At 72.9% G+C, this 24,921-nt stretch carries 24 protein-coding genes; 16 read left to right on the top strand and 8 right to left on the bottom strand.

Annotation, left to right across the window (positions count from 1 at the left end):
• Positions 1-25: 25 nt before the first annotated feature.
• A complete protein-coding gene (locus DSM104299_RS04595) occupies positions 26-454 on the top strand; it encodes a hypothetical protein (RefSeq protein ID WP_272476113.1) in 429 nt (142 codons plus the stop codon).
• On the opposite strand, the gene DSM104299_RS04600 is transcribed toward DSM104299_RS04595, so the two are convergent.
• Positions 393-1,127, bottom strand: coding sequence for a DUF4214 domain-containing protein (locus tag DSM104299_RS04600; RefSeq protein WP_272476114.1), 735 nt, complete (start codon positions 1,125-1,127; stop codon positions 393-395). The genes DSM104299_RS04595 and DSM104299_RS04600 overlap by 62 nt on opposite strands.
• Positions 1,128-1,184: 57 nt before the next feature.
• Here DSM104299_RS04600 and DSM104299_RS04605 point away from each other — a divergent pair, with 57 nt between their 5' ends.
• Together DSM104299_RS04605 and DSM104299_RS04610 are read left to right on the top strand one after the other, a co-directional pair.
• Positions 1,185-2,711, top strand: a complete 1,527-nt coding sequence (locus DSM104299_RS04605) for a gamma-glutamyltransferase (protein ID WP_272476115.1) — start codon at positions 1,185-1,187, stop codon at positions 2,709-2,711.
• Positions 2,712-2,750: 39 nt separating this feature from the next.
• Complete coding sequence (locus tag DSM104299_RS04610) at positions 2,751-3,332, top strand: hypothetical protein (protein WP_272476116.1); 582 nt, start codon at positions 2,751-2,753, stop codon at positions 3,330-3,332.
• 127 nt (positions 3,333-3,459) lie between these two features.
• On the opposite strand, the gene DSM104299_RS04615 is transcribed toward DSM104299_RS04610, so the two are convergent.
• The 4 genes from DSM104299_RS04615 to DSM104299_RS04630 form a co-directional block, all read right to left on the bottom strand.
• Positions 3,460-4,200: an SDR family NAD(P)-dependent oxidoreductase gene (locus DSM104299_RS04615; protein ID WP_272476117.1), complete on the bottom strand. Its 741-nt coding sequence runs from the start codon at positions 4,198-4,200 to the stop codon at positions 3,460-3,462.
• A gap of 42 nt (positions 4,201-4,242) precedes the next feature.
• Complete coding sequence (locus DSM104299_RS04620) at positions 4,243-4,647, bottom strand: hypothetical protein (protein WP_272476118.1); 405 nt, start codon at positions 4,645-4,647, stop codon at positions 4,243-4,245.
• A 73-nt stretch (positions 4,648-4,720) separates the two neighbouring features.
• Positions 4,721-5,608 (bottom strand): serine hydrolase, encoded by an 888-nt coding sequence (locus DSM104299_RS04625; RefSeq protein WP_272476119.1) that lies wholly within the window; start codon positions 5,606-5,608, stop codon positions 4,721-4,723.
• Positions 5,605-6,546, bottom strand: a complete 942-nt coding sequence (locus DSM104299_RS04630) for a LysR family transcriptional regulator (RefSeq protein WP_272476120.1) — start codon at positions 6,544-6,546, stop codon at positions 5,605-5,607. Before DSM104299_RS04630 ends, DSM104299_RS04625 begins: the two co-directional genes overlap by 4 nt.
• 88 nt (positions 6,547-6,634) lie before the next feature.
• Here DSM104299_RS04630 and DSM104299_RS04635 point away from each other — a divergent pair, with 88 nt between their 5' ends.
• Both DSM104299_RS04635 and DSM104299_RS04640 read left to right on the top strand, forming a co-directional pair.
• A complete protein-coding gene (locus DSM104299_RS04635) occupies positions 6,635-8,536 on the top strand; it encodes a penicillin-binding transpeptidase domain-containing protein (protein ID WP_272476121.1) in 1,902 nt (633 codons plus the stop codon).
• 148 nt (positions 8,537-8,684) lie between these two features.
• A complete protein-coding gene (locus DSM104299_RS04640; protein WP_272476122.1) occupies positions 8,685-10,223 on the top strand; it encodes a M28 family peptidase in 1,539 nt (512 codons plus the stop codon).
• Positions 10,224-10,295: 72 nt separating this feature from the next.
• Here DSM104299_RS04640 and DSM104299_RS04645 read toward each other — a convergent pair whose 3' ends face one another.
• Positions 10,296-10,685 (bottom strand): SDR family NAD(P)-dependent oxidoreductase, encoded by a 390-nt coding sequence (locus DSM104299_RS04645; protein ID WP_272476123.1) that lies wholly within the window; start codon positions 10,683-10,685, stop codon positions 10,296-10,298.
• Between DSM104299_RS04645 and DSM104299_RS04650 the strand changes: the two genes are divergently transcribed.
• Positions 10,633-11,172: a MarR family winged helix-turn-helix transcriptional regulator gene (locus DSM104299_RS04650; RefSeq protein WP_349294493.1), complete on the top strand. Its 540-nt coding sequence runs from the start codon at positions 10,633-10,635 to the stop codon at positions 11,170-11,172. The two genes, DSM104299_RS04645 and DSM104299_RS04650, sit on opposite strands and share 53 nt — an antisense overlap.
• Here DSM104299_RS04650 and DSM104299_RS04655 read toward each other — a convergent pair.
• The gene (locus DSM104299_RS04655; protein ID WP_272476125.1) at positions 11,161-11,553 is read right to left on the bottom strand and encodes a DUF1801 domain-containing protein; all 393 of its coding nucleotides are present in this window, start codon (positions 11,551-11,553) and stop codon (positions 11,161-11,163) included. The genes DSM104299_RS04650 and DSM104299_RS04655 overlap by 12 nt on opposite strands.
• Before the next feature lie 680 nt (positions 11,554-12,233).
• Here DSM104299_RS04655 and DSM104299_RS04660 point away from each other — a divergent pair.
• The 6 genes from DSM104299_RS04660 (at position 12,234) to DSM104299_RS04685 (ending at position 20,852) form a co-directional block, all read left to right on the top strand.
• Entirely contained in the window at positions 12,234-13,766 is a 1,533-nt protein-coding gene (locus DSM104299_RS04660) for an aminotransferase class I/II-fold pyridoxal phosphate-dependent enzyme (protein WP_272476126.1), read from the top strand.
• A gap of 197 nt (positions 13,767-13,963) precedes the next feature.
• Positions 13,964-15,223: a hypothetical protein gene (locus tag DSM104299_RS04665; RefSeq protein WP_272476127.1), complete on the top strand. Its 1,260-nt coding sequence runs from the start codon at positions 13,964-13,966 to the stop codon at positions 15,221-15,223.
• Positions 15,224-15,313: 90 nt separating this feature from the next.
• Positions 15,314-15,976 carry a hypothetical protein gene (locus DSM104299_RS04670; protein ID WP_272476128.1) on the top strand — a complete coding sequence of 221 codons (663 nt, stop codon included), beginning with the start codon at positions 15,314-15,316 and terminating at the stop codon, positions 15,974-15,976.
• Positions 15,977-16,140: 164 nt separating this feature from the next.
• The gene (locus DSM104299_RS04675) at positions 16,141-17,793 is read left to right on the top strand and encodes a PucR family transcriptional regulator (protein ID WP_272476129.1); all 1,653 of its coding nucleotides are present in this window, start codon (positions 16,141-16,143) and stop codon (positions 17,791-17,793) included.
• A gap of 140 nt (positions 17,794-17,933) precedes the next feature.
• Complete coding sequence (locus DSM104299_RS04680; protein WP_272476130.1) at positions 17,934-19,397, top strand: amidase; 1,464 nt, start codon at positions 17,934-17,936, stop codon at positions 19,395-19,397.
• Positions 19,398-19,430: 33 nt separating this feature from the next.
• On the top strand, positions 19,431-20,852 hold the full coding sequence (locus DSM104299_RS04685) for an APC family permease (RefSeq protein ID WP_272476131.1): 1,422 nt from the start codon (positions 19,431-19,433) through the stop codon (positions 20,850-20,852).
• An 84-nt stretch (positions 20,853-20,936) separates the two neighbouring features.
• Here DSM104299_RS04685 and DSM104299_RS04690 read toward each other — a convergent pair whose 3' ends face one another.
• Complete coding sequence (locus DSM104299_RS04690; RefSeq protein WP_272476132.1) at positions 20,937-21,824, bottom strand: class I SAM-dependent methyltransferase; 888 nt, start codon at positions 21,822-21,824, stop codon at positions 20,937-20,939.
• Positions 21,825-22,369: 545 nt separating this feature from the next.
• Here DSM104299_RS04690 and DSM104299_RS04695 point away from each other — a divergent pair.
• The 4 genes from DSM104299_RS04695 to DSM104299_RS04710 all read left to right on the top strand — a co-directional run bounded on the left by DSM104299_RS04695 (position 22,370) and on the right by DSM104299_RS04710 (position 24,631).
• On the top strand, positions 22,370-22,657 hold the full coding sequence (locus DSM104299_RS04695; protein ID WP_272476133.1) for an ArsR/SmtB family transcription factor: 288 nt from the start codon (positions 22,370-22,372) through the stop codon (positions 22,655-22,657).
• The gene (arsM, locus tag DSM104299_RS04700) at positions 22,645-23,469 is read left to right on the top strand and encodes an arsenite methyltransferase (RefSeq protein ID WP_272476134.1); all 825 of its coding nucleotides are present in this window, start codon (positions 22,645-22,647) and stop codon (positions 23,467-23,469) included. The genes DSM104299_RS04695 and arsM overlap by 13 nt, the downstream gene beginning before the upstream one ends.
• Before the next feature lie 71 nt (positions 23,470-23,540).
• Positions 23,541-24,239, top strand: coding sequence for an aquaporin (locus DSM104299_RS04705; RefSeq protein ID WP_272476135.1), 699 nt, complete (start codon positions 23,541-23,543; stop codon positions 24,237-24,239).
• Positions 24,239-24,631 carry an arsenate reductase ArsC gene (locus tag DSM104299_RS04710; RefSeq protein ID WP_272476136.1) on the top strand — a complete coding sequence of 131 codons (393 nt, stop codon included), beginning with the start codon at positions 24,239-24,241 and terminating at the stop codon, positions 24,629-24,631. Before DSM104299_RS04705 ends, DSM104299_RS04710 begins: the two co-directional genes overlap by 1 nt.
• Positions 24,632-24,921 lie beyond the last annotated feature (290 nt).

Consider the following 24,921-nt stretch of genomic DNA (forward strand, 5'->3'; position numbering starts at 1 on the left):
GAGCGTACACAGAGGTCGGTTACGGTTGCGTAACTTACGTCGCCGTAACTCTGGAGGCCCGTCGAGCCTCGCGCTGTTCCTGCACGGCAAGCAGCCGGACTGCACCGCGCCGATCAGCCAGGCGATCGACGGCAAGCTCGAGGTCGACCAGACCGGCGGCTCGTTGTCCTACACCGTGCCCCAGCAGCTGCTGCACCCAGTCGCCGGGCTCGACGCGGGCATCACAAGCGTCTCCTCGACGACCGCCAAGGGCAGCGGCGACAAGGGCCCGTTCACCTCGATCGGGTGCCGGGGCACGCGTGCGATCGACGTCACGTTCTCCGAGGTGGCCGGCGCCAAGCACAACGCGACGACCAGCGGGGGGAAGTGCGGATCGGGCGGTGCCCCAACCGCTAGGACGACGTCGACGGCGCTGCGCCGGTCGCCTCGGGCGAGCCGCGCAGCGCGTCGATGACCTCGCGGAAGCCCATCCGGCCGGACTCGAGCTCGGCGGCGAAGTGGGTGATGCCCTCGGCGTCGGGGTCGCGCCCGAGCAGCTGGTGGTAGGCGCGGGTGAGGAAGTCGAGGGTGTCCTTGCTCGCGAGCAGCTCCTCGTAGGGCGCCCAGTGCTCGACGTAGTCGGAGTCGCGGACCTTGACCGCGTCGACGTCGAACAGCCACTCGTCCTTGATCGCGAGGCTGGCGACCTCGAAGCCCTCCTGCTCGAGGTAGTGCGTCAGCAGCGGCTCGGTGAACGACGCGTAGTGGAAGTCGCCGTTGTAGGCCTGGGTGCCGAAGACGCACTGGACCAACAGCTCCTGCCGCGCCGAGCCCTGGTTCTCGGGCTTGCTGAACAGCTTGACGACGTCGACGAGGCTCGGGACGCGGATGCTCACCGTGCCGCCGACGGCCAGCAGCCGGTTCCACTCGGCGAGCACCGCCGGCGTCTTGGTCCGTGGGAGGTGCTCCAGGAGGTCCTGGGCGATGATCTCCCGGTAGCGGCCGGACGGCAGCATCGGCAGGTCGGTGACGTCGGCCACGAGGTCCGGCTTGTGGAAGTCGTTGAGGTCGACGTTCAAGTACCCCTCGCGGTGATCCCAACCGCAGCCGAGGTTGAGCCGGTCGGGCCATTGCTCCGGATCGAACATTGCCTTCAGGATGCCAGGCGCGCAGCTAGGGTGCGGTCCTATCGACGGGCGACGGGCATGACGCAGGGCCACATCGCGACGCCCCACCGGGCGGCGTCGGACGCCGGCGCGGCCGCGCTGGAGCGCGGCGGCAACGCGCTCGACGCGGCGCTGGCCGCGGCCGCGGTCCTGACCGTCGTCTACCCGCACAACTGCGCGCTGGGCGGGGACCTGTTCGCGCTCGTGCACGAGCCCGGCGGGCGCGTCGTGGCGGTCAACGCGAGCGGGCCGGCGGCGGGGGCGACCGACGTCGACGCGCTGCGCGCGCGGACCGGCGGCGCGATGCCGACCCACGGTCCCGACACGGTCACCCTGCCGGGCCTGGTCGCAGGCTGGGGCGAGCTGCACGCGCTCGGCGCGCGGCTGCCGTGGCGCGACGCGCTGGCCACTGCAGCGCGGTTCGCCGAGGAGGGCGCGGTCGTCGTGCCGGGCCTGGCGGCGGCGATCGCCGAGGCGCCGAGCATCGCGACCGATCCGGGGATGGGCGCGGTCTTCGCGCCCGACGGCGCGCGGCTGCGGGCGGGGGAGACGCTGCGTCAGCCCGCGCTGGCCGGCACGCTCGCCCGGCTGATGGCCGGCGGCGCGCGGGCGTTCTACGACGGCTCGGTCGCCGAGGTGCTCGTGGACGGCGTGCGCGCGCTGGGCAGCGCGCTCGCGGTGGAGGACTTCGCGACCTACGCGGCGCAGCGCACCGACCCGCTGGCCGTGGCGGTCGGCGCGGAGCTGGAGGTGCTGACCAGCCCGCCGAACTCGGCCGGCGTCCTGCTGGCGCAGGCGCTGCTCGCGCTGGACGCCGCCGACCTCCGCGATCCGCTCGGGGCCGACGCCGGCGTGCTCGCGCGCGTGTTCGCCGCCGGCGCCGCGCAGCGCGACCGCGAGCTCGCCGATCCCAAGGCCCACGCCTTCGACCGCGAGGGCTGGCTGGGCGCCGACCGGATCGCCGCGCTCGCGGGCGAGCCGGGCGTCGTCGGCGGCCCGCGGCCCACCGGCGACACGGTCGCGGTCGTCGCCGCCGACGCCGACGGCTGGGCGGTCTCGCTCATCCAGAGCCTGTTCCACGCCTTCGGCGCCGGGATCCTCGAGCCGGGCACCGGCGTCATCCTCCAGAACCGCGGCGCCAGCTTCTCGCTCGCGCCCGACCACCCCAACGTGCTCGCCCCCGGCAAGCGCCCGGCGCACACGCTGATGCCGGTGATGGTCCGGCGGGACGGCCGGCTGGCCGGCGTCCTCGGCACGATGGGCGGCCGCGCCCAGGCCCAGATCCACGTCCAGGTGCTCCTGCGCCTGCTCGCCGGCGCGACGGCCGCCGAGGCCGTCGCGGCCCCGCGCTTCGCCGTCGGGGCGATCGAGATGGGCGATACCGCCGCGACCGTGCGGGTCGAGCAGGACTGCGACACCGCCGCGATCGCGTCCCTGGCCGCCGCCGGCTTCGCGGCCCGCGTCGTCGAGCGCCACAGCGACGACCTCGGGCACGCGCAGGCGATCTGGCTCGACGGCGCCGGCTCCGACCCCCGCGCCGACGGCGCCGCGCGGTCGCGTGTCTGATTGCGGTCAATCCGGCGCATCTCCTGAACCAACGGCGGGGTGACGCCGGCTCCGGCTTCCCGTACGGTCGCGCCGGTCGGGCAACGGCGCAGGGGGAGCTACTACGGCCCGAAGGACTGCTACCGCAGCTCCCGCAACTGGGTCGAGCGCTACCTCGACACGGTGCGCGCGTCGCGCAACGTGACGTTCGTCAACCGGGCCTGCTCGGGCGGCGTGCTCAACGACCTCACCAACAAGCGGTCGATGGACGACAAGGACGTGCCGGTCTGGGTCCCCGGCACCGTGGACGAGGACGAGGACGACGCCGGCGCCCGCGCGGCGCTCGTCAGCCGCGGCGACTGCACGTCGCGCTACCGCGACGACGAGGCCTACACCATCAGCCCCTACGCGGCGGTGCCGCAGCTCGGCGGCACGTCGGTGTACTTCACGTGCAAGCGCTCCATGTTGCCCCAGATCGACGCGGTCGGCCTGCCCGCGGCCGGCGACGGCGCCCCGGCGCTGACGGCGACCGTCGCCGCGGCGCGTGCGGCCGGCTGGACCGTCGACACCGTCCCCGGCCTCGGCGCCACCGGCCGCAAGCGCCTCCCGACCGGGACGCCACCATGTCGGTCTCGCTGCTGAGCACCGCCGAGCAGATCCCGGGCGGCACGCCACCGCCCGTGCTCAGCCTCGCGCTGGAGCACACGCGGTAGCGCCGCCGTCCTGGGTACGGCCCAGTTGGAGGGGTTGTTCCCGCCCCGGGCGCGTGCTACCAGCGCACGGGCCCGCTCTGGTCGAAGAAGCCGCCGGTCGGGCCGTCGTCGCCGATCAGCGCCAACTTGGTGATGATGCTCGCGCCCTCGTCGGGCGTCAGCGGCGCGGCGGCCTTGTTGTCGGCCCCGCCGAGGTCGGTCTGGACCCAGCCCGGGCAGACGGCGTTGACCTTGACCGCGGTGCCGGCCAACGCCTTCGACAACGCGATCGTCATGGAGTTCAGCGCGGCCTTCGAGGTCTGGTAGGCCGGCAGGACCATGCCGTAGTAGCCCGACTGCGGATCCGCCTGGTCGGCCAGCGAGCCCATGGTGCTGGAGACGTTGACGATGCGCGCGGCCGGCGCCGCCCGCAGCAGCGGGAGGAACGCCTCGGTGACGGCGACCGCGCCGAACACGTTGGTGTCGAACGTGTCCTTGAACATGCGCACGTCCATCGGACCGGTGACCCGATCGGCGCCCGTCGCCTCCGGCAGGACGCCCGCGTTGTTGATGAGGATGTCGAGCTGGCCGTGCTCGTCGCGGACGCGCGCGGCGGCGGCGCGCACGCTGGCCAGGTCGACGACGTCGATCTTGACGGCCTCGGCGTCGATGTCCTGCTCGCGCAGGCGCGCGGCGGCCGCCGCGCCCTTCCCGGCGTCCCGCGCGCCGAGGATGACCTTGGCGCCGGACCGGCCGAGCTGGCCGGCCGCGGCGAAGCCGAGGCCCTTGTTGGCGCCGGTGATGAACGCGATTGTCACGTTTGCTGCTCCTGGTTCGGATGATGGACATCCGGACAACGGTCAGGGGCGGTGCGGCGTGAGAGCGCGGCGCTGCATGAGCGTCTCGAGGCGCGTCAGGAACTCCCGCGCGGCGCGCTCGGGCGGCCACGGCTCGATCGTGAGGTCGAGCGGCGCGAAGCCCTCGAGCTCGGGCCAGGAGCCGGCCGTCGAGGTGAACAGCGACCGCTCGGTCGCCAGCAGACGCCGGTCGAGCGCCTTGTAGGCCTTGTCCATCGGGGGCACGGCGAAGCGCTCCGCGATCGCCGCCTCCAGCAGCGCCTCGGCACGCCGGTAGGGCGGCCCCAGCTCGCTGCGGTGCTTGAGGGGATGGGGGAGGTCGACGAGGTAGGCCTCGCCGGCGTCGTGCAGCAGCGCCGCGAGCACGTCGGTCGTCGATCCGCCGCGCTCCGCGACGAGGTCGCTCACGATCGCCGAGTGCTGAGCGACGGAGGAGAAGACGCGGCTGTGGCCTGCCGCTGATCCGTGAGCGATCCACGGGTCAGGGCGCGCGGAGTCGCTCGACGGCCGCCCGCGCGACGCTGCCGATCGCCGCGTCGACCTGCGGCTGCGTGGCGGCGATCGCCGCCGCCTGGGTCAGGACCGCGACGGCGTAGCGGCCGCCGTCGGGGTACTCGACCACGCCGATCTCGTGGCGCATCGTCGGCAGCGTCCCGGTCTTGCCGCTCACGCGCACGTCGTCGTACGGGAAGCCGGAGGCGAGGCGGTGCGGCCAGACCTGCAGGCCGAGCATGCGCCGCATGCTCGCGCACGCCGCGGGCGTCGCCGCCTCGTCGCGCCAGATCGCGCGCAGCAGCCCGGTGAGGTCGCGCGGCGAGGCGCTGTTGGAGCGCTCCGGGTCCAGCATCCGCAGCTGGCTGCGCAGCTCGGGATCGGCCAGCCGAGCGGAGGCGTCGAGCGGCCCGACGCCGCCCGAGTCGTCGCGCAGCGCGTCGAACATCTCGTGCAGGCTCTCGCGCACCGCGATGCCCGAGAGGCCGATCGCGCGCATCTCGGCCTGCACCTCCGCGACCCCGACGGCGTCGAAGACGAGGTCGGCGGCCGCGTTGTCGCTGATCGTGATCATCAACAACGCCAGGTCGCGCAGCGAGATCGTCGCCGCGTCGGCGAACAGCGAGACGCCGGTGATGCCCGCGGTGCGCCCCGCGACCGGCACCGCGCAGGGCCGCGCCGGGTCGAGCCGGCCGGCGTCGGCCTGCCGGAAGAACGCGACGAGCAGCGGGAGCTTGACGACCGAGGACACGGCGACGCGCCGGTCGGGCTCGAGCCCCACCTCGCGGCCCGTGTCGATGTCGACCGCGTGGACCCACCCGACGGCGCCGGCCGCGCGCAGCGGCGCCGCGAGGTCGACGCGCGTCGGGGCGCTCACGCGAACGACCCGGGTCGGAGCGCCGGGCCGCGCTGCTCGGGGAGCTGCTCCTCGCGCCGCCACGCCCCGCCGGCGCACAGCGCGTCGACGGCGATCTCCGCGAACGCGCGCCCGCGACCCATGTCGTCGCCGGCGTCCTGCCACACCGGCTGCAGCCGGCGCCGCGCCGGCGTGCCGACGATCGGGATCCAGGTCAGGCCCGCCCCGGCGCTCTCGGCGGCGCCCAAGGCCACGGCGTCGTCGGCGAGGACGAGCCCGAGCGCGAACTCCAGCTGCTGGGGACGGTGCACCGTGGTGGGCTCGAAGCCGCCGGCGCGGCACGCGGCGAGGAGCTGCGGCTCCCACGCCGACTGGTCCATCGGCAGCAGGGCGAGCGCCCGGCCGGCGAGATCGGCGAGGTGCAGCTCGGCGTGGGAGGCGAAGGCGCCGGCCGCCGACGCGATGACGCCGAGCTCCTGCAGGGCGACGGGTCCGCGCCGCAGGCCCGCGGAGTGCTCGTCGTCGGGTACGAGGAGGGCGACGTCCAGGCCCGCGGCGAGTTGCGTTCCGGGGCGCTGCTCGCGCAGGTCGAGGCCGACCGCGGGATGGCGCTCGCGGAAGCTGCGCGTCAGCGTGGCCATGGTCTCGGCCGGCAGGCCGAGCGGCACGCCGGCGCGGATCGTGCCGATCTCGCCGCGCGCGGCCTGCGCGGCGAGCGCCACGAACCCGTCCGCGCCGTCGACCAGGCGCTCGGCGTCGGGGAACAGCAGCTCGCCGACGCCGCTGAGGCGGACGGTGCGCGAGGTGCGGTCGAACAGGCGCGCGCCGAGCGTGCGCTCCAGCCGCGCGATCGTCCGGCTCAACGCGGGCTGGGTGACGTGCAGCCGCGCCGCGGCGCGGCCGAAGTGCCGCTCCTCGGCGACGGCGACGAAGCACCGCAGATGGGTCAGGAGATCCACGTCGCCGACATTCATACCAAGACCGCTATCTCTGATGGGTCGTTATCGGCCTTGGACATCGTGGCGTGCGCGCGCTGTCATGGATCCGATGGCCCCTCCCTCCCCACGTACCGCGACGCTGTTCGCCGGCAGCCTCGCGGTGGTCCTCGGCGCCGTCGCGCTGCACCACCACCACAAAGCGCGCGGCGGCGACGAGCGCGCGGCCGCGACCGCCGCGATCACCCGCTTCGCCGCCGCGCGGTCGCACGGCGACGACGCTGCCGCCGCGGCGCTGACCGACCGGCCGCGCACGCTGCTGCGCGCCCTGCGGGTCAACCGGTCCGGGCTCGACGGCGCGCGCGCCGCGGTGCGGGTGGGGCGCGTCGTGATGGGCAAGGACGAGCGGACCGCGTCGGCGACGCTGACGGTCCGGTGGGCCGTTCCCGCGATCGGCGCGTGGCGCTCGACCGCGCGGGCGACGCTGCGCCGCGGCGACGCCGGCTGGCGCGTGCGGTTCACGCCGCGGCTCGTCGACGCGCACCTCAGCGCGGGGACGCGCCTGGGGACGGCCAGCGAGGGCGCCGCGCGCGCGACGATCCTGGACCGCGACGGCCGCGCGCTCGTGCGTCAGCGCGCCGTCGTGGAAGTCGGTCTGCGGCGCGACCGGGTCGCGGACACGGCCGCGAGCGCGCGGGCGCTGGCGGCGATCGTCGACGTCGACGCCAAGGCGCTGCGGCGCCAGCTCGTGGGCGCCGGCAAGCGCCAGTTCGTCCTCGCGACGACGCTGCGGGCCGAGGACTACAACGCGCTCGCCGGCCGCCTGCACGCGGTCCCGGGCCTCGAGACGGTCGCGACGACGCAGCCGCTCGCGCCCTCGCGGACCTTCGCGCGTGCGCTGCTGGGCGGCATCGGCCCGGCCACCGCCGAGCAGGTCGCGGCGTCGGGTGGGCGGCTGCGCGCGGGCGACGACACCGGCCAGTGGGGGCTGCAGCGGCAGTTCGACGCGCGGCTGCGGAGCACCGGCGCGCGGCGCGTGGTCGTCCGCGACGACAAGACGGAAGAGGTGGTCCGAACGATCAAGGCTTCTGCGGGCGATCGCGGCCACGCGCTCCGCACGCTGCTGTCGCGGCGGGCGCAGGACGCCGCGGAGGCGGCGCTCGGACCGCAGCCGCGGGCCGCGTCGCTGGTCGCCGTCCAGCCGTCGACCGGCGACGTGCTCGCGGTCGCCAACCGCCCGACCGACGACACGTTCGACCGCGCGCTCAACGGCGTCTACCCGCCCGGATCGACGTTCAAGGTCGTCACGACCGACGCGCTGCTGCGTCGCGGGCTCGACGTCGACACGGTCGTCCCGTGCCCGAAGACGCTGGCGGTCGACGGCCGCGGCTTCCACAACTTCGAGGGCGAGGCCGGCGCGTCGCCGACGTTCGCCTCCGACTTCGCGACGTCGTGCAACACCGCGTTGATCTCGCTCGCCGGCCGGCTGCGCGACGGCGACCTGACCGCGGTCGCCAAGGACTTCGGCGTCGGACGGTCGGCGCCGACGAGCGTGGACGTCGCCGCGTCCCGCGTGCCCAAGCCGCAGGGCGAGGTCGCGCACGCCGCCGCCATGATCGGCCAGGACCGCATCACGGTCACGCCGCTGGCGATGGCCGGCGTGGCGGCGACCGTGGCGGCCGGGCGCTGGAACGCGCCGCGGATCCTCGCCGACGACCCGTCGCGCAGCGGCCCGGCGCTGCCCGCCGGCGAGCTCCAGAAGCTGCGCAAGATCATGCGGCTGGTCGTGACCTCGGGCACCGGGACGCCGCTGGCCGGCATCCCGGGCGAGGTGATCGGCAAGAGCGGCACCGCCGAGTTCGGCAGCGGCGACCCACCGCCGACGCACGCCTGGTTCATCGCGGCGCGCGGCGACCTCGCGCTCGCCGTCATCGTCGAGCGCGGGCGATCCGGCAGCAGCGTCGCGGCGCCGATCGCCGCGAGCTTCTTCCGCGCCTACGACGAGGCGGGCTGAGCTGCCCCGGAATCCAGTGGTCGTGATCGGACAGCGATGCACCGCGGTGTGGGTTTGAACTCGGGTCCGGATGGCAAAGGGGAGCGCGCGGCGCCAGCAGGAGGAGGAGCAGGCGCCGGGTCCATCGATCCTCGAGGGAGGAACAACCTTGAAGCGAGCAGCTCTCGCGCTCATCGCCGCTGCGGCGATGGCACCTGCCGCCGTTCCCGCCGTGTCGTCGGCGCAGAAGGTCAAGAACGACAAGTCCGAGAAGGCGGCCACCAAGTTGGCCAACGCCGTGACGGTCAGCGGCATCCTGCGCCACGAGCGCGCGCTGGCGAACATCGCCGAGCGCAACGGCGGCACCCGCGTGTCGGGGTCGGCCGGATTCGACAAGTCCCGCGACTACGTCGTGGGTCAGCTGCAGAACGCGGGGTGGACGGTCAACGTCCAGCCGTTCGAGTTCCCGTACTTCCAGGAGCTCGCGCCGACGACGCTGGAGCGCACCGCGCCCGACCAGCACCCGTACGCCGACGACGAGTTCGCCACGATGGAGTACTCGGGCAGCGGTGACGTCACCGCCAACGTCCAGGCCGTCGACCTGACGCTTCCGCCCGCCGACGAGCCCAGCTCGACGAGCGGCTGTGAGGCGAGCGACTTCGCCGGCTTCACGGCCGGCGACATCGCGCTGGTCCAGCGCGGCACGTGCACGTTCGGCGAGAAGGTCGCCAACGCGACCGCGGCCGGCGCCAGCGCCGTGCTGATCTTCAACGAGGGCCAGCCCGGCCGGCAGGAGACGCTGAGCGGCACGCTCGGCGGCCCGGCGACGATCCCGGTCGTGGGCCTCAGCTTCGCGGGCGGCAACGAGCTCGCGACGCTGCTCGCGGGCGGCGACGTGACGATCCACGTCACGACCTCGACGCTGTCGGAGACGCGCACGACCTACAACACGATCGCCGACGCGCCCGGTGGGCGCGCCGACCACACCGTGGTCGTCGGCTCGCACCTGGACTCCGTGGCCGCCGGCCCCGGGATCAACGACGACGGGTCGGGCTCCTCGCAGGACCTCGAGATCGCGCTCCAGTACCAGAAGGCGATCAAGAACCCGAAGAACCACCTGCGGTTCCTCTTCTTCGGGGCCGAGGAGGAGGGCCTGCTCGGGTCGGCGCACTACGTCGACTCGCTCGACCAGGCGTCTCGTGACCAGATCATGGCCATGGTCGACCTCGACATGATGGCCTCGCCGAACTACGCCCGCTTCGTCTACGACGGCGACGGGTCGGACAACCCCGGCGAAGAGGGCCCGACCGGCTCGGACATCATCGAGTCGTTGTTCACCGGCTACTGGGCCGGCCGCGGCCTGGTCAGCGAGACCACCCCGTTCGACGGACGCTCCGACTACGTCGCCTTCACGGACGTCGGGATCCCGGCCGGCGGCATCTTCGCCGGTGCCGAGGGCATCAAGACCCCGGAGCAGGCCGCCAAGTACGGCGGGACGGCCGGCATCGCGTTCGACAAGTGCTACCACCAGGCGTGCGACACCCTGGCCAACCTCAACACCCAGGCACTGGACGAGTTCTCCGACGCCTCCGCGTACGTGACCGGCAAGCTGGTCATGCGTGAGAACGACCTGTCCGACAACACCGAGACGCTCAAGGCCAAGCGCGTCAAGCAGTCCGACTACAAGGGTCCGCAGCTGATCCGCTGAGTCACCGCAGGACCACGCACCGCCGAAGGCCCCGCTGCGACGCGGGGCCTTCGTGCGTCGTGCCGTCCCGGACTACCGGGTCGTGTGCGCGCCGCCGTCGACGTGGAGGGTCTGGCCGGTGATGTGCCGGGCGTCGGGGGAGGGGAGGAAGCGCGCGGTCGCGGCGACGTCCCCGGGCCGGCCGGCCCGCCGGTCGTGGGTGGCGGCCACGAGCTGGGCACGGCGGTCGTCGGTGAGCTGGTCGCGGAAGAAGCCCGTGTCGGCGACGTAGCCGGGCGCGATGGCGTTCGCGGTGATGCCCCGGGGCCCGACCCGGGCGGACAGGCCGGCGGTCCACGGCGCGACCGCGGCCTTGGCCGCGTCGTCGGAGCTCGCGGCGTACTTCGCGCCGATCGAGCCGACGTTGACGATGGCGCCGCCCGTGGGGATCGCCCTCGCCTGGCTGCGCGAGCGCCCGGGCACGCCGGTCGACGCGATCGGGATCGTCACCCGGGTGTGGCAGTGCTCGATGCTCCTGGGGGCCGACCGCCGCCGCGTCCTCGCCGACGCCCAGGCGGACTCCGCGACGCTGGACCTGCTGAGCGTCCTGCGGCGCAGCGGCCCGCCCTACCGGCTGACGACCCGCGAGCTCACCGACCGCACCCTGATCACCGCCGGCGCGATCTCCCAGCGCGTGGCGCGGGCCGAGAGCGAGGGCCTGGTCGAGCGCTCGGCCCAGGCGGACGGCAGCCGTGCGGTCGCGGTGACGCTCACCGCCGCCGGGCACCGGCTCGTCGACCGGCTCGTCGACCGGGTCCTCGGGCGGGAGGCCGAGCTCGTGTCCGGGCTCACCCCGGACCAGCAGGCCCAGCTGACCGAGCTGCTGCGCCTGTTCCTCGCCACGCTGCGCACCCAGGTCGGACCCGAGCGGCCGACCCAGGTGGGCGCGCCGCCGGCGTCAGCCCTTTGACGCGTTGAGCGCCACGGCGGCGCGCACGAGGTCCTTGAAGGCCTGCTCGTCGATCTCCTCGCCCTCGCGGAAGTCGATGGCCCGCCGGGTGTTGCCGTCGAGGCTGGAGTTGAAGATCCCCGCCGGGTCCTCCAGGGACGCGCCCTTGGCGAAGGTCACCTTCACCACCTGCTTGTACGTCTCGCCCGTGCACAGCATCCCGTCGTGGTACCACGTCGGAACGCCTCTCCACTTCCACTCCTCGACCACCTCGGGATCGGCCTCCTTGACCAGACCCCGGAGATCGCTCAGCATCGCCCCGCGCCAGTCGCCGAGCTCCTCGATCCGGGCGTCGATCAGCTCCGAGGGAGACTTCTCGTCCTGCGATCCACTCGTCGTCATTCCCGCGTCCTTCCTTTGGTGGTGACCCGCCCGGGCAGGATACGGCGCCTCGCGCACGCGCGCGCGAGAAGCACTGCGCGCTGGAAGGCGACCACCGGCGCGCGAGGGGGTTCGCCGAATACGGGGCGGCAAGAACTTGCGCGGCCGAGGTGCTCGTCGTGGCCGCGGGAGATCCTCGTCCCAGAGCCAAAAGTCGACCACATCGGGTGTTCGTTGAATGCGCGGCGGACCGCCAGCGCTCGCTTTTCGTGCCCACGGGCGGCCATCCCGCTGATAGCCTGACGCTCCTCTTCACCTTTCTTCTTCTTCTCGTTCAGCACCCGCAGTTCGCACCACCTTCAGCACGCAGTACCCGGCTCTCCCGCAGCGCCTCGCGTTGCTCGCAGCCACCGCCTGCTGAACCGCTCACGGACCAGGCACGTGCGCTTCGCACCCTGATCCTGCTCCGCCCCTAGGGATCGACGCTTCCACGTCGGTCCCGTTCCGGCGTTCTCTGCCGGGCACCTCGCACGACCCGTCCCGCGCACCACTCCACGGGACACCCGGAGGACCAGCTCCTCCCCCGCTCGTTGCACGGCTGCCGATGCTCACCACGAGCATCACCAGGTTCGACTCCTGGACTGAGCGCGACCTCGACCCCAACCCCGGGGCCGAGGCGACTCACAGAAGGGCGCATCAACATGCGCAAGTTCGACCTGTCCTCCCCGGAGGGCATGAACCCCCTGGCCTCCCCGGAGGCCCAGATGGAGACGCCGTACCGGACCGCGCTCGACGTGGCGGCCGACTGGTACGACGTCCGCGGCCAGGCGCCGGCGTCCGGCGGGACCTTCCCCGTGGCGGTCGAGTCCGCCGTGGGGGGCGAGTCGTACGCCCACCGCGACATGAGCGTCGTCCGCGGGCTCGGCGTCGCACTGCCGGGCAAGAAGTCCGCGCTGGTGCGGAGCGAGGAGCTGCTCGCCGGCGCGATGCCCGGCGCGAAGTTGGCCACGTACCTCACCACCGGCGCCAGCGGCGCAGCGGAGGCGACCACCAGCGCGCTCATCGACACCGCGCTGGAGCAGGTGAAGCCGGGCGAGAAGCCCTGCTTCCTCGTCACCAGGAACGTCCACATCTCCGTCGCCAACCGCCTGAAGGCGCGCGGCGTGCGGGTCGAGTGGATCGCCGTCCCGATGCACCCGCTCGGGATGGCGGACGTGGTGGACGCATCCGCCCTCGAGGCCAAGCTCCGCACGGGCAACTACCACGGCGTCATCGTCAGCTCGCCCACCTACGAGGGCAAGCAGGCGGACGCCAAGAAGTGCATCGACGCCGCGCACGCGCACGGGGTCCCGATCATGTGGGACATGTCGTGGGCGACCGAGATGGCGTTCACGGACCTGATGGGAGACAGCCCGCTCAAGCTCGGCGCCGACGCCGTGGTGTTGAGCCTCCACAAGAGCCTGTTCTTCCCGGGTCAAATGGCCGCGGGGGCGCTCGGTTACAACAGCCTGATCCCGGAACGGGTGTGGCGGGCCGCGATGCTGGCCGACAAGTCCACCTCGCAGTCGAGCAACTGGCTCGCGGCGGCGGACGAGGCCCGGAAGGACGCGTTCCTCAACGCGACCGCTCACCTCGAGCGCCTCTGGGCGGCGATCGAGCGCTCCCGTCGCTACCTCCCCCAGGACATGCTCGTCGACTGGGACGAGGAGAAGCGCGCCGGACGGACGCACAGCGCGGACCACATGCCGCACCGTCTGACCTTCCGGACGCACCACCTCGGTTACACCGGGTACGAGCTGGCGGCCCTCATGGACGAGCGTCGCGTGCAGACGGCGCAGGCGCACCGCGCGTTCTTTTTCGACGGATTCGGCGCCGGAGGCGCCGAGGCGATCCCGGAGCTGTTCAAGCGGCTGGGGGCCGTGGTCGACGAGCTGCCGCGCAAGCGGCCGTTCGAGCTCGACCAGATCCCCCGGATCCAGCTCCGGGACGCCACGGTCGACTACAGCCAGGCGGTCGGCCCGGTCGACGTCGTGCCGGTGCGCGACGCGGTCGACCGGGAGCTCGCCCAGTTCGTCGGCGCTTACCCGCCCGGGATCGCGATCGCGGGGCCGACGGAGCTGCTCAGTCACGAGAACGCCGGGTTCCTCCTGACCACCAAGGACGGGGGCGGATCGCTGTGGGGTGGCGACCTGGTGACGACGGGCTCGGGTGAGCTCATGGTCTACAGGCGGTGACCCACACCCAGCCGTCCGCCTGAACCCAGGCTGACCCCCTGAGCGCCTCGTGCGCGAAGGGGTCCATGGCTGATCTCACCGCCGCGCGGGTGCCGACGACCCTGTCGGCCCCGCGCGGCTCCCATGAAGGAATCGCAGGTTGGAACGGGTGGCCCGAACGGCCGCCCGTTCCGCCGTTCGCAGGAAGCAGGTCCTCCATGTTCGTCTTCGCATGGCTGTTCGGCACCGTTGCCGCAGCCATCGTCTTCCTCGCTCAGCTCCGCTCCTACCGCAAAAAAGCCCTGCCCATCGCGCTGCCGATCGCCATCTGGCTCGGCGTCGGCCAGATCGCCATCCTGTTCGGCAACCTCATGGTGTCCTTCGGGGCGCCGGACATCGCCGACGAGTTCGGCCTCCCCGCGTGGCTGGTCGTGGTCATCAACCACGCCGGCAACTTCGGCGGGTTCGTCGGCTGCCTCGTCGCCGCCCTCTGGATCGGGCTCCCCCGGCGCATGCCGGTGATCCTCGGGTTGGCCGGGGTGTCCATCGCCGTGTCGCCCTTCATGGGCGGGGCCTTCGTGCCGGCGGCGAGCCTCTCCCTGCTCGTCTTCGGCGCCCTCGCGGCGTGGGCCGTGTTCAACGTCCACGTCCGCGTCCTCGCGGCGGTGCCGAAAGACCGGCGCGCCGAGACCATGGGCCTGATCCTGTCGCCGTGCCTCCTGGTCGGCGTGGCCCTCGTCGGCGTCCCGCTGCTGGGTGGCTGGCACCTCGGGCTCTGGACCATCGCCGTGGTGGTCGTGCTCCTCGCCGTGACCTACCCGCTGCTCAAGGGCGTCCCGAAGGCGACGCGGCTGGAGCGGCACGGGTTCGACTCCATGCTCGGGCTCGCCAAGGAGCACCGGCGCTTGATCGTCGGGGTGTGCGCGAACTTCTCGGGGTGGGTCGCGCTTTACACGATCCCAAGCCTGGCCGGCGCCTCCTCCGACGGCATCGAGCTCATGGCCGTGGCCGGTCAGTTGGTCGCTGCCGGACTCGCGCCGCTGGTCGGCCGCCTGGCCGACCTGAACCCGCGCAAGGTCGGCTACGCGGCCGCGTGCGGGCTCGCCGTCGCGCTGGTCGGGACCGCCGTGGCCCCGACAGGGTCGCTGCCGCTGCTGGCGGTGCCGCTGCTCGGACTGAAGCTCGGGTGGTGGCTGTGCGCGCTGTTCTTCGCCGTCGGTGAGGCCTGCGGCAACTTCAACCAGGGCCTCATGGAGGCCGCGGTGTCGCGCGTCAACAGCGACTCGGTGCGCGTGCAGCTCATCGCTCTGGCCCCGCGCTTCGCGGTCGTCGCCCTGCTCAACATCACGCTGGCCATCGTGTCGGCGGTGGTCGGCGGAGCCATGGTCGGCATGATCATTGGCGGCGTCTGCACCGCGGTCGTGCTGGGCGGTCTCGTGCCGGCGCTGCGCAAGATGCCGGCGGTGGGCACCGCCTGAGCACCGAGGGAGGTCCGCGCCATCCGGCCCGGGCCTCCCTCCCCTTTTTTGCCCTCCAGCCTGAGTAGTGAAGAGAGAAGGGAACGGGACATGGTTGTTCCAAAGGAGTACGGCGGGATCGACGCCCGGCTGGTCGAGGTGACGCGCCGCATGAGGCCGTTCGCGCCGATGAGCCTGGCGCCGTTCGGGTCGCCGGAGTTCGCCGTCGCGCTGCTCGGCGCGGTCGCCGAGCTCGGGGCGTCGACGGAGCGCCCCGAGACCGGCGCGGAGGTGATCGTGTCGAAGTGGGTGAGGCTGGTCGAGGGCGAGTCGGCGGAGAACGTCCGCTGCCGGATCGGAGGTCAGGGTGGCCGGTGCGCCGTCACCGTGGACGAGCGCCTCGGAGTCCTGGTCGCACTGGGCGAGACCCCGCGGGTCGTGGGCGTCATGGTGCTCGCGCCGCGGAGCGACGACACGCTCCAGCCGCTGTCGATCACCTGCCGTCTCGACGACGACGGCGGTGCCACGTACGAGTGGCGGTTCGGTCGCGACGGTCGGGTCTACGTCGTGCAGGCGCGGCGCGACGGGGAGCACTGGGTGGCCACGCTCGAACGGGTGCTGAGCCCGATCGAGGTCGGCGTCGTCGACCCCCACCTCGCGCGGGAGACCGGCGCGACGCCGGCTGAGGCGTTCGACCGAGTCGTCCCGGCGATGCCGCAGCCCCAGCACGCGGCCGCAGGAGTGCTCCCGCGACACGGCCTCGGGACCGACTGAGCCAGCCCACCCGCGCAAGCGGCGCCCGCACCAGCGGGCGCCGCTTGCCGCGGTGCTCAGCCGCCCCTTTTTTTGCCATCACATGAACGTTTACGTTCATCTATACCCGTTCCGTAGGTTCCGCGCGCTCCGCATGGTGCTACGGTCCCGGCCGGCGGCGGTACATGACGATCCCGGTTCGAGACCTCCTCGGTGCACCCGCGCTCGGAGGCGCACGGCTGATCGGCGGCCACGACGGCGTCGAGCGCGAGGTGACGTGGACCTCGGTGATCGAGTGGCAGGCCGTCGACTTCGTCCGGCCCGGCGAGCTCGTGCTGACGACCGGGATCGGGCTCGACGAGCCGACGCTCACGCAGTTCCTCGGCCAGCTCCTGGAGTCCGACGCGGCGGCGGTCGCCGTCAGCCTGTCGCCCAGCGAGCCCGTCGCGGCCCCGCCGGCGGCCGCGATCGCGCTCGCGGACCAGTGCGGCGTTCCGCTCATCGACCTCCCGTGGGACGTCGGGTTCGCCGACGTCAGCCGGTGGGTGGTCGACGAGCTGATCCGGCGCCGGTTCGGCGGCTCGATCGACGCGCCGGCCGGGATCCACACCCGCTTCGCCGCCGTGCTGCTGGACGGCCTCGGCATGAACGGCATCGCCGCGGCGCTGGAGGCCGCCCTCGAGCGGCCGGTGCTGGTCTTCGACGCCCGGCTGGAGCTCGCGGGTCACGGGCCGCTGGCCGACGGCGCGCTCGGCGGCCCGGGGCTCAGGGCGCTGCGGCTACGCGCCGCGGGCCTCTCGGCCGCCGACGCGGGGACGCTCGCGGCGCAGTTCGACGGCGAGCATCCGCGGCACTTCGCCGGCCTCGACGCCCTCGGACTCGGCGCGGGCACGGGACGGGCCGCGCTCGCGCGGCACGACACGCTCGGGTTCCTCTACGTCCTGGACGCCGACGGGCATCCCGAGGAGCTGCCGAACCTGGCGCTGCGCGCGCTCGGCGAAGCGGCCGACTCGGTGGCCATCGAGGGGCTGCGCCAGCGATCGGCCGCCGACGATCGCGCGCGCGAGGACTTCGTGTGGCAGCTCGTCGCCGGTCTGGCCGGCCCGCCGGACCACATCCTCGCGCGCGCGGGGCTGCTGGGCTTCGACGGTCGCGTCCCGCACGAGCTGGCCGTGGCGCGCGGTGACGGCGCCGAGAGTCGCGCGACGCTGGAGCGGCTGGCGCGCGAGCTGCGCGCGCGGGCCGCGCGTGCGACCGCCGAGGTCACGCTCGGCGTGCGCGAGGACGTCATGGTGGCGATCGCCACGGCGCCCGGCGACCAGCCGGGGCCGCTGCGCCGGCTGCTGGTCGAGGTGCAGGCCGCCGTCGAGCCCGAGCAGCGCGCGTCCTGGGGCATCGCGGCCATGGCGCGCCCCCTCGGCGAGTTGACGGTGTCCTACGGCGAGGCCCAACGGGCCCTCGAGGTCGGCAGGACCGTCGTCGGGCCGGCGAACGTCGGCGACGCCGCCGACCTGGCGCCGTACATGATGCTGGCCAAGCTCGGCGCGGACCCGGAGGCCCTGGCGATCGCGCGGGCCATCATCCAGCCGCTGCTCGCCTACGACCGCGCGAAGGGGCGCAACCTGGTCGAGACCCTCGACGTCTACCTCCAGGAGAGCGGCAACACGAGCGCGGCGGCGCGGCGCCTGTTCTTCAACCGCCGCTCGCTCGTCTACCGCCTGCACAAGATCGAGGAGTTGACCGGCCGGGCGCTCGACCAGCCGGCGGATCGGTTTGTCCTCGACCTCAGCATCAAGCTCCTGCGCTTCGGCATCGTGGACGACGTCCCACCGCGCTGACGCCTCCACCGGTCGACGGCCGTGTCGACTGTGCGCAGCGTCACAGGGTGACGCAATGGCCGCCGTGTTTTTCGCCGGATCCGTGGTTTACGCCTGGTTGGCGCGCTGAAAGCCTGTCGCAGTCGGAGACAGGAGAAGTAGTGGATCTGGACGATGTGTTGTGGGACGACGGCCTCGCGCAGGCCGCGCTCGTACGTGCCGGCGAGGTGACGGCACGCGAGCTGGTGGAGGGCGCGATCGAGCGCATCGAGCGCGTCGACGCGCTGCTCAACGCCGTGGTCACGCCGCTGTTCACCCAAGCGCTTCGGGCGGCGCAGGACGGCGACCTCGCCGCGACCCCGTTCGCCGGCGTGCCGATGCTGCTCAAGGACCACCTCGCCACGTACGGCGGCGCCCGTCACACGAGCGGCTCGATCTTCCTGCGCAACAACGTCGCGAAGAGCGACAGCGAGCTCGTCACGCGGTTCAAGCGCGCCGGGATGATCCCCGTCGGCCTGACCAACACCTGTGAGCTGGCGCTGCTCTCCACGAGCGAGCCGGCCCTGCACGGCGCGACGCTGAACCCGTGGAGCCTCACCCACTCCACGGGTGGGTCGAGCGGCGGGTCGGCCGCGGCGGTGGCCGCCGGTCTGGTGGCGTTCGCGCACGGCAACGACTCGGCGGGATCGCTGCGGATCCCGGCGTCCTGTTGCGGCATCTTCGGGCTCAAGCCGAGCCGCGGGCGCGTGTCGCCCGGGCCGCGCGGCGACATCGCGCCGGGCATCTGGTCCGAGCACGTGATGACCCGCTCCGTGCGTGACTGCGCCGCGGTCCTGGATGCCACGGCCGGCGCGCTGCCGCACGACCAGTACTCGCGCCCGAGGCCGGCGCGGGCGTTCCAGGACAGCGCCGGCGCGGATCCCGGGCGGCTCCGGATCGCCGTCAGCGATCGGCCGCTCCAGGGCGGCGAGGTCGACGCCGAGTGCGTGCGCGCGGTCTGGGAGACGGCGGAGCTCTGCGCCGAGCTGGGCCACGAGATCGTCGAGGCGGCGCCGGTGGTCGACGGCGCGGCCCTCGAGGCCGACTTCTTCGCGCTGTACACCGTCGCCGCGGCGGCGCGCATCGCCGAGTGGGTCGAGTGGATGGGCCGCGAGCCGGATCCGGCGGAGCTCGAGCCGCTGACCTGGGCGGTGCGCGAAGCCGGGCTGCGGCACTCCGCCGTCGACCACGTGGTCACGGTGCAGCGCCTGCAGCGCGCGGCGCGCGACATCGTCGCGTTCTTCGACACGGTCGACGTCTGGCTGACGCCGACGCTGGCGGAGCCGCCGGCGCCGCTCGGGTACTTCGACCCGTCGCCGCTGGATCCGCTGGCCACGCTCGACCTCGACGCGCGCTTCTCGCCGTTCACCTGGGTCGCCAACGTCACGGGGCAGCCGGGGATGTCTGTCCCGCTGGCCTGGAACGACGACGGCCTGCCGATCGGCAGCCACTTCCTGGCGCGCCTCGGCGCCGAGCGCGTGCTCTTCGGCCTCGCCGCGCAGCTCGAGCAGGCACGGCCCTGGGCGCATCGCCGGCCGCCGGTCTCCGCCGGCTCGCCTGCCGCGACCGCGGCAACGAACTGTTGACCAACCAACCATCACACCGAGGGACGGGGAACCATGCAAGGCAGCCCTACGCAGGTCACTGACGGCGCACCACAGCTCGAACGCACGCTCGGGCTCAAGCAGGTCGTGATGTTCGGGTTGGCGTACATGACGCCACTCATCGTGCTCGGGACGTTCGGCCTGCTCGCATCGGGCACCGGGGGCGCGGTGCCGTCCGCGTACCTGCTGGCGCTCGTCGCGATGCTGTTCACCGCCTACAGCTACGGGCGGATGGCGCAGGCGTATCCGGTCGCCGGGTCGGCGTACTCCTACGTGCGTCGCGCCATCGACCCGCGGATCGGGTTCCTGGTCGGCTGGGCGGTGCTCCTCGACTACCTGTTCCTGCCGATGGTCATCTGGCTGATCGGCGGCGCGTACCTCTCGGCGCAGTTCCCCGACGTCCCGACCTGGGTGTGGATCGTCGGCTTCATCGCCATCAGCACGGCGCTCAACATCCTCGGGGTGCGTGTCGCCGCCAACGTCAACACGCTGCTGATGACGTTCCAGGTGCTGGTGCTCGTGCTCTTCGTGGGGTTCTCGATCGGCTACGTCATCGACCACAAGGGCGGCGGCGCGCTGCTGAGCACGGCGCCGTTCGGCAACGACGCGACGACCCTGTCGACCCTGGCGAGTGGCGCGGCGATCGCCGCGTACTCGTTCCTCGGCTTCGACGCCGTCACGACGCTCACCGAAGAGACGATCGACCCCAAGCGCACGATCCCGCGCGCGATCCTGCTCGTGACCATCATCGGCGGGGTCATCTTCGTGCTCACGGCGTACACGACGCAGCTCGTGCACCCGGGCGGGACGTTCTCCGACCCCGACTCGGCGGCTTTCGACATCGCCAAGACGATGGGCGGCAGCCTCCTCTCGTCGATCGTGGTGGCCGGCCTGATCGTCGCCCAGGGCGCCTCCGGATTGGCGGCGCAGGCGAGCGGCTCGCGCCTGATGTACGCCATGGGACGCGACGCGGTCCTCCCGCGGAAGGTCTTCGGGTACCTCCATCCGCGGCTGCGCACGCCGACGCTCAACATCGCGGTGACCGGCGTGGTGGGCCTCATCGCCCTCAAGTCGAGCGTTGCGACGTCGACGTCGTTCATCAACTTCGGCGCGTTCACGGCCTTCACGTTCGTCAACCTGTCGGTCATCGCGCACTTCTTCCGCCAGCGGGAGGACCGCGACCGGTCGCAGGTGCTGTCGCGCGTGGTCGTCCCCGCCATCGGCGCCGGGTTCGACGTGTGGCTGCTGACGAAGCTCGACAGCAAGGCCATCACGATCGGCGTGATCTGGCTCGCCCTCGGCGTGCTCGTGCTCTGCTACCTCACCAAGCTCTTCCGCGTCCCGCCTCCGGAGATGCACTTCGAGGACGAGGACTCGGCACCGGCTCCCCAAGCGCGACCGGCGGCGGACGCGCAGCCGCAGGGCGCGATCGCCTGAGGCTAGGCGAGGCGGGCGGCACGAGTCGGGCCGTCGCGGCCCGCTCGTGCCGCCGGACGACGTTCGCCGCGGACCGGGCGATCGTCACCCGGCGGCCGGCGCGTGGGCGCTGACGACCCAGGCCGAGGCCGGCGCGACGATCGCGCCCGACGCGCTGGTGTACTCGCCGGCGAGCGCGCGCAGATCGCGCTCGATCAGCGGGCGCACGCGCTCCGCGTCGTCGCCGGCCAAGCGGACCGTCTCGGCGGCGGGCCCGAGGGCGAGCGCGACCTCGACGGCCTCCTGGGCATCCTGGCCGACGAGCATGTCGAGGTCCACGCGCCGCAACGCGATCCGCTCGAAGCCGGCCGCCCGGAGGATGTCCGAGGTCGTGTCGGCGTTCGCCATCGAGAACGGGCCTGGGCCGCAGGTCAGCGCGTCGGACTCTTCGGCGTTCGGCTTGGGGACGAGGCGATCGACGACCTCCTCGGACCGCTGCATCCACTCGTTGTCGAGCTTGCGGCGCCACACGACCATGGTGAGCGTGCCGTCGGGGCGCAGCGACTGGCGGACGTTGCGCAGGGCGGCGACCGGGTTGGCGAAGAACATCGTCCCCATGCGCGCGAAGGCGTAGTCATAAGGGCCGCTCAGCGGTTCGGTCTGCACGTCGGCGACGACGAACTCGACGTTCTCGACGCCGGCCCGCGCCGCCTCATCACGGGCCGCGTCGATGAAGCGCTCGGCGGCGTCGACGCCGACGACGTGGCTCGACGGTCCCGCGACCTGCGCCAACTGCTGGGCGGTGTCGCCAAAGCCGCAGCCGATGTCGAGGATGCGGTCGCCGGCGCGCGGCGGGCCCTCGGCGATCGCGACGTCGCCGAAGCGCTTGAGCGCCACCACGAAGATGTGACGGTACTGGCTGAACCGGTCGAAGAGGACCGTGTTCCAGGCTGCCGTCGCTTCCGTGTTGTCGACGTAGACCTTGTCAGCCATGGGGGCCGAGGATACGCCTGCCCGGCAGGCGCGTGGGAGCGATCACGCGTCGGGCGGAGGATCGTCGAAGCTCCGCGTGCCCGGTCGCGCCTGCTTGTCCGCGCCGGCGTCGGGAACGGGCGAACGGCGGGCGAATCGTGCCGACCGCTGGCCGGTGGACGTTCGCAAGGATGCGAGGTAGCGCTGGACGACGGCCACCTCATGTCGTAGCTGCGCGCGGTCGCGCATGAGCTCTTCTCCTCGATCGCTTCTGCTCTGATCGGGAGACTCGGCGCGGCCTGCTGCCGCCGATCACGCCGCTCCTTCCGCTGTCCGTGCCGAACACGCCCACGCACGCCGCCTGCGTGTCCGGCGAGAACGACGTACCCGGTCGCGTCGCCCGGATACGCCAAGTCTGCGCCCCGCCCCCGATTCGCGATGGCAGCAACGTATAACCAGACAGCTTGTTCATAACCGTTTGGTTGTGTATGTTGCCCGTCGTGAGCGCTGCCCTTCCCGTCATCAGTCCCCGTGAACGCCAGGCCGGCGGATGTTGTGAGGCGCCGGTGCAGCCGGACCTGACGGCCGAGGCGGCAGCCGTGCTGGCCGCGACCGTCAAGGCGCTGGCGGACCCGACGCGGCTGCGGATCGTGGACACGCTGCGCAAGGCCACGCCCGAGGCGGTGTGCCAGTGCGAGCTGATGCCGCTCTTCGACATGTCTCAGCCCGCGCTGTCCAAGCACCTCAAGGTGCTGGTCGGCGCCGGGGTGATCGGGACCGAGCGGCGCGGGCTGTGGGCCTACTACTACATGTTGCCGGGATCGACCGAGGAGCTGATCGCGTGGCTGAGCTGAAATCGGAGTGCTGTGCACCGCCCGCGCACGCGGCGGGCAGCTGTGGGTGCTCGGCCGCACCTGACACGGGCGGCGACGTGCGCGAGGTCGTGCGAGAGCGCTACGCGGCTGCCGCGCGCGAGGCGGCCTCGGGCGGCGGGTGCTGCTCGGCGGTCGCTCTCACGGACGCCAGCGGGACCGAGGTCTTCGGCAACGCCGTCTATGCGGGCGCCGAGGTCGACGGCGCGGGCGATGCGCTCAGCGCCTCGCTGGGCTGCGGAGTGCCGACCGCCGTCGCCGACCTTCTCCCCGGCGAGGTCGTGCTCGACCTCGGCGCTGGCGCCGGCGCCGACGTGCTCATCTCCGCGCGGCGTGTCGGGCCGGCCGGCAAGGCGTACGGGTTGGACATGACGGACGAGATGCTGGAGCTGGCTCGAGCCAACGCGGCGCAGGCCGGCGCGGAGAACGTCGAGTTCGTCAAGGGCTACATCGAAGACGTCCCGCTGCCGGACGGCGCGGTCGACGTCGTCATCTCGAACTGCGTCATCAACCTGGCCGGCGACAAGAACAAGGTGTTCGCCGAGGCCGCGCGCGTCCTGAAGCCCGGTGGCCGGTTCGCCGTCTCCGACGTGATCGCCGACGCCGGGATGGACGACGCGACGCGCGCCGACATGGCGCAGTGGACCGGCTGCATCGCCGGGGCGCTGACGCGCGAGGAGTTCCAGGACGGGCTGCGCGCTGCGGGGTTCGAGGACGTCGAGATCCGCGAGACGCACCGCGTCCACGAGCACGCCGGCTCGGCGATCATCCGCGCCCGCAAGGCGACGGCATGACGCTTCACCGGCTCCTGGTCGCAAAGCACGGCCGCGAGATGGCCGCGAAGGTCGCCGAGGCCTGCTGCTAGATGGCCGACCTGCGCCGGCGCCTGGTCGCCGAGTTCCTCGGGTCGATGCTCCTGGCCGCGATCGTCGTCGGCTCGGGGATCGCCGCCGCGCAGCTGTCGCCCGGCGACACCGGGTTGCAGCTGTTGGAGAACTCCGCCGCGACGGCGGCCGGCCTGTTCGCCATCATCTTGATGTTCGGCCCGATCTCCGGCGCGCACTTCAACCCGGTGGTGTCGCTGGTCGACGCCGCGTTCGGCGGCGCCTCCCGCCGTGACGCGTTGTCCTACACGTCGGCTCAGGTCGCTGGCTGCGTCGCGGGCGCTGTGCTCGCCAACGCGATGTTCGCCAAGGCAGCGGTGAGCATCGCCACGACGCATCGCGCCACCGGCGCGCACTTGCTGGCCGAGGTCGTCGCGACGGTCGGCTTGTTGTTGGTGATCTTCTCGCTGGCTCGCACAGGTCGCGCGGCGACCGCCCCGGCGGCGGTCGGCGCCTACATCGGCGCGGCCTACTGGTTCACCAGCAGCACCAGCTTCGCCAACCCCGCGATCACGGTCGGCCGCATGTTCTCCGACAGCTTCGCCGGGATCGCCCCGGCGTCGGCGCCCGCCTACGTGGTCGCGCAGCTGGTCGGCGGCGGCGTCGCGGTCGCGCTGATCCAGACGCTGTATCCCGGCGTCACGCCGCAGGCCGCGCACCCGGCCGAGGCCACCGCGTGATGCCCACCGTGTTGTTCGTCTGCCTGCACAACGCCGGCCGCTCGCAGATGAGCCGCGCGTTGTTCGAGCAGGCGGCTGGAGGCGAGCATCAGGCGCTGAGCGCCGGCAGCGTCGCGGACCCCGACGGCCACGTCCATCCCGAGGTCGTGGAGGTCATGCGAGAAGTCGGCGTCGACCTGGCCGACGTCCGGCCCGTCCGCCTGACCCAACTGCTGGCCGAGCAGGCGGACGTGGTGGTCACGATGGGCTGCGGCGACGCCTGCCCGTACATCCCCGCCAAGCGCTACATCGACTGGGACCTGCCCGACCCCAAGGGCCGCCCGATCGAAGAAGTCCGCGCCACGCGCGACGAGATCGCCCGCCGCGTGGCGAGCCTCGTCCAAGAGCTGTGAGAAGGTCGGCCGGCTGTAGGAGCTCCTGGGCAGCGACGGCCTCCAGAACGCCGGAAGCCCCGCGTTTGCGGGGCTTCCGAGTGATGGGCGCGGCGGGTTTCGAACCTGCGACCTCTCGCGTGTGAAGCGCTCGCCCGCGCGCATCAGGGACTCTAGGACGACGGCCTGGAGCTGCTCGTCAGATTGCACGAGCCGGCGGCGTGGGTCCTCAACAAGGCGCACGAGTTCGCGCGCGCTGGGCGGGCGCCAATGCTCCTCTGCGAATAGGACCTCGGCCCTTCGGAGCGCGA

It is taken from the genome of Baekduia alba (assembly GCF_028416635.1).
In the GTDB taxonomy this organism is placed as follows: Bacteria; Actinomycetota; Thermoleophilia; order Solirubrobacterales; family Solirubrobacteraceae; genus Baekduia; species Baekduia alba.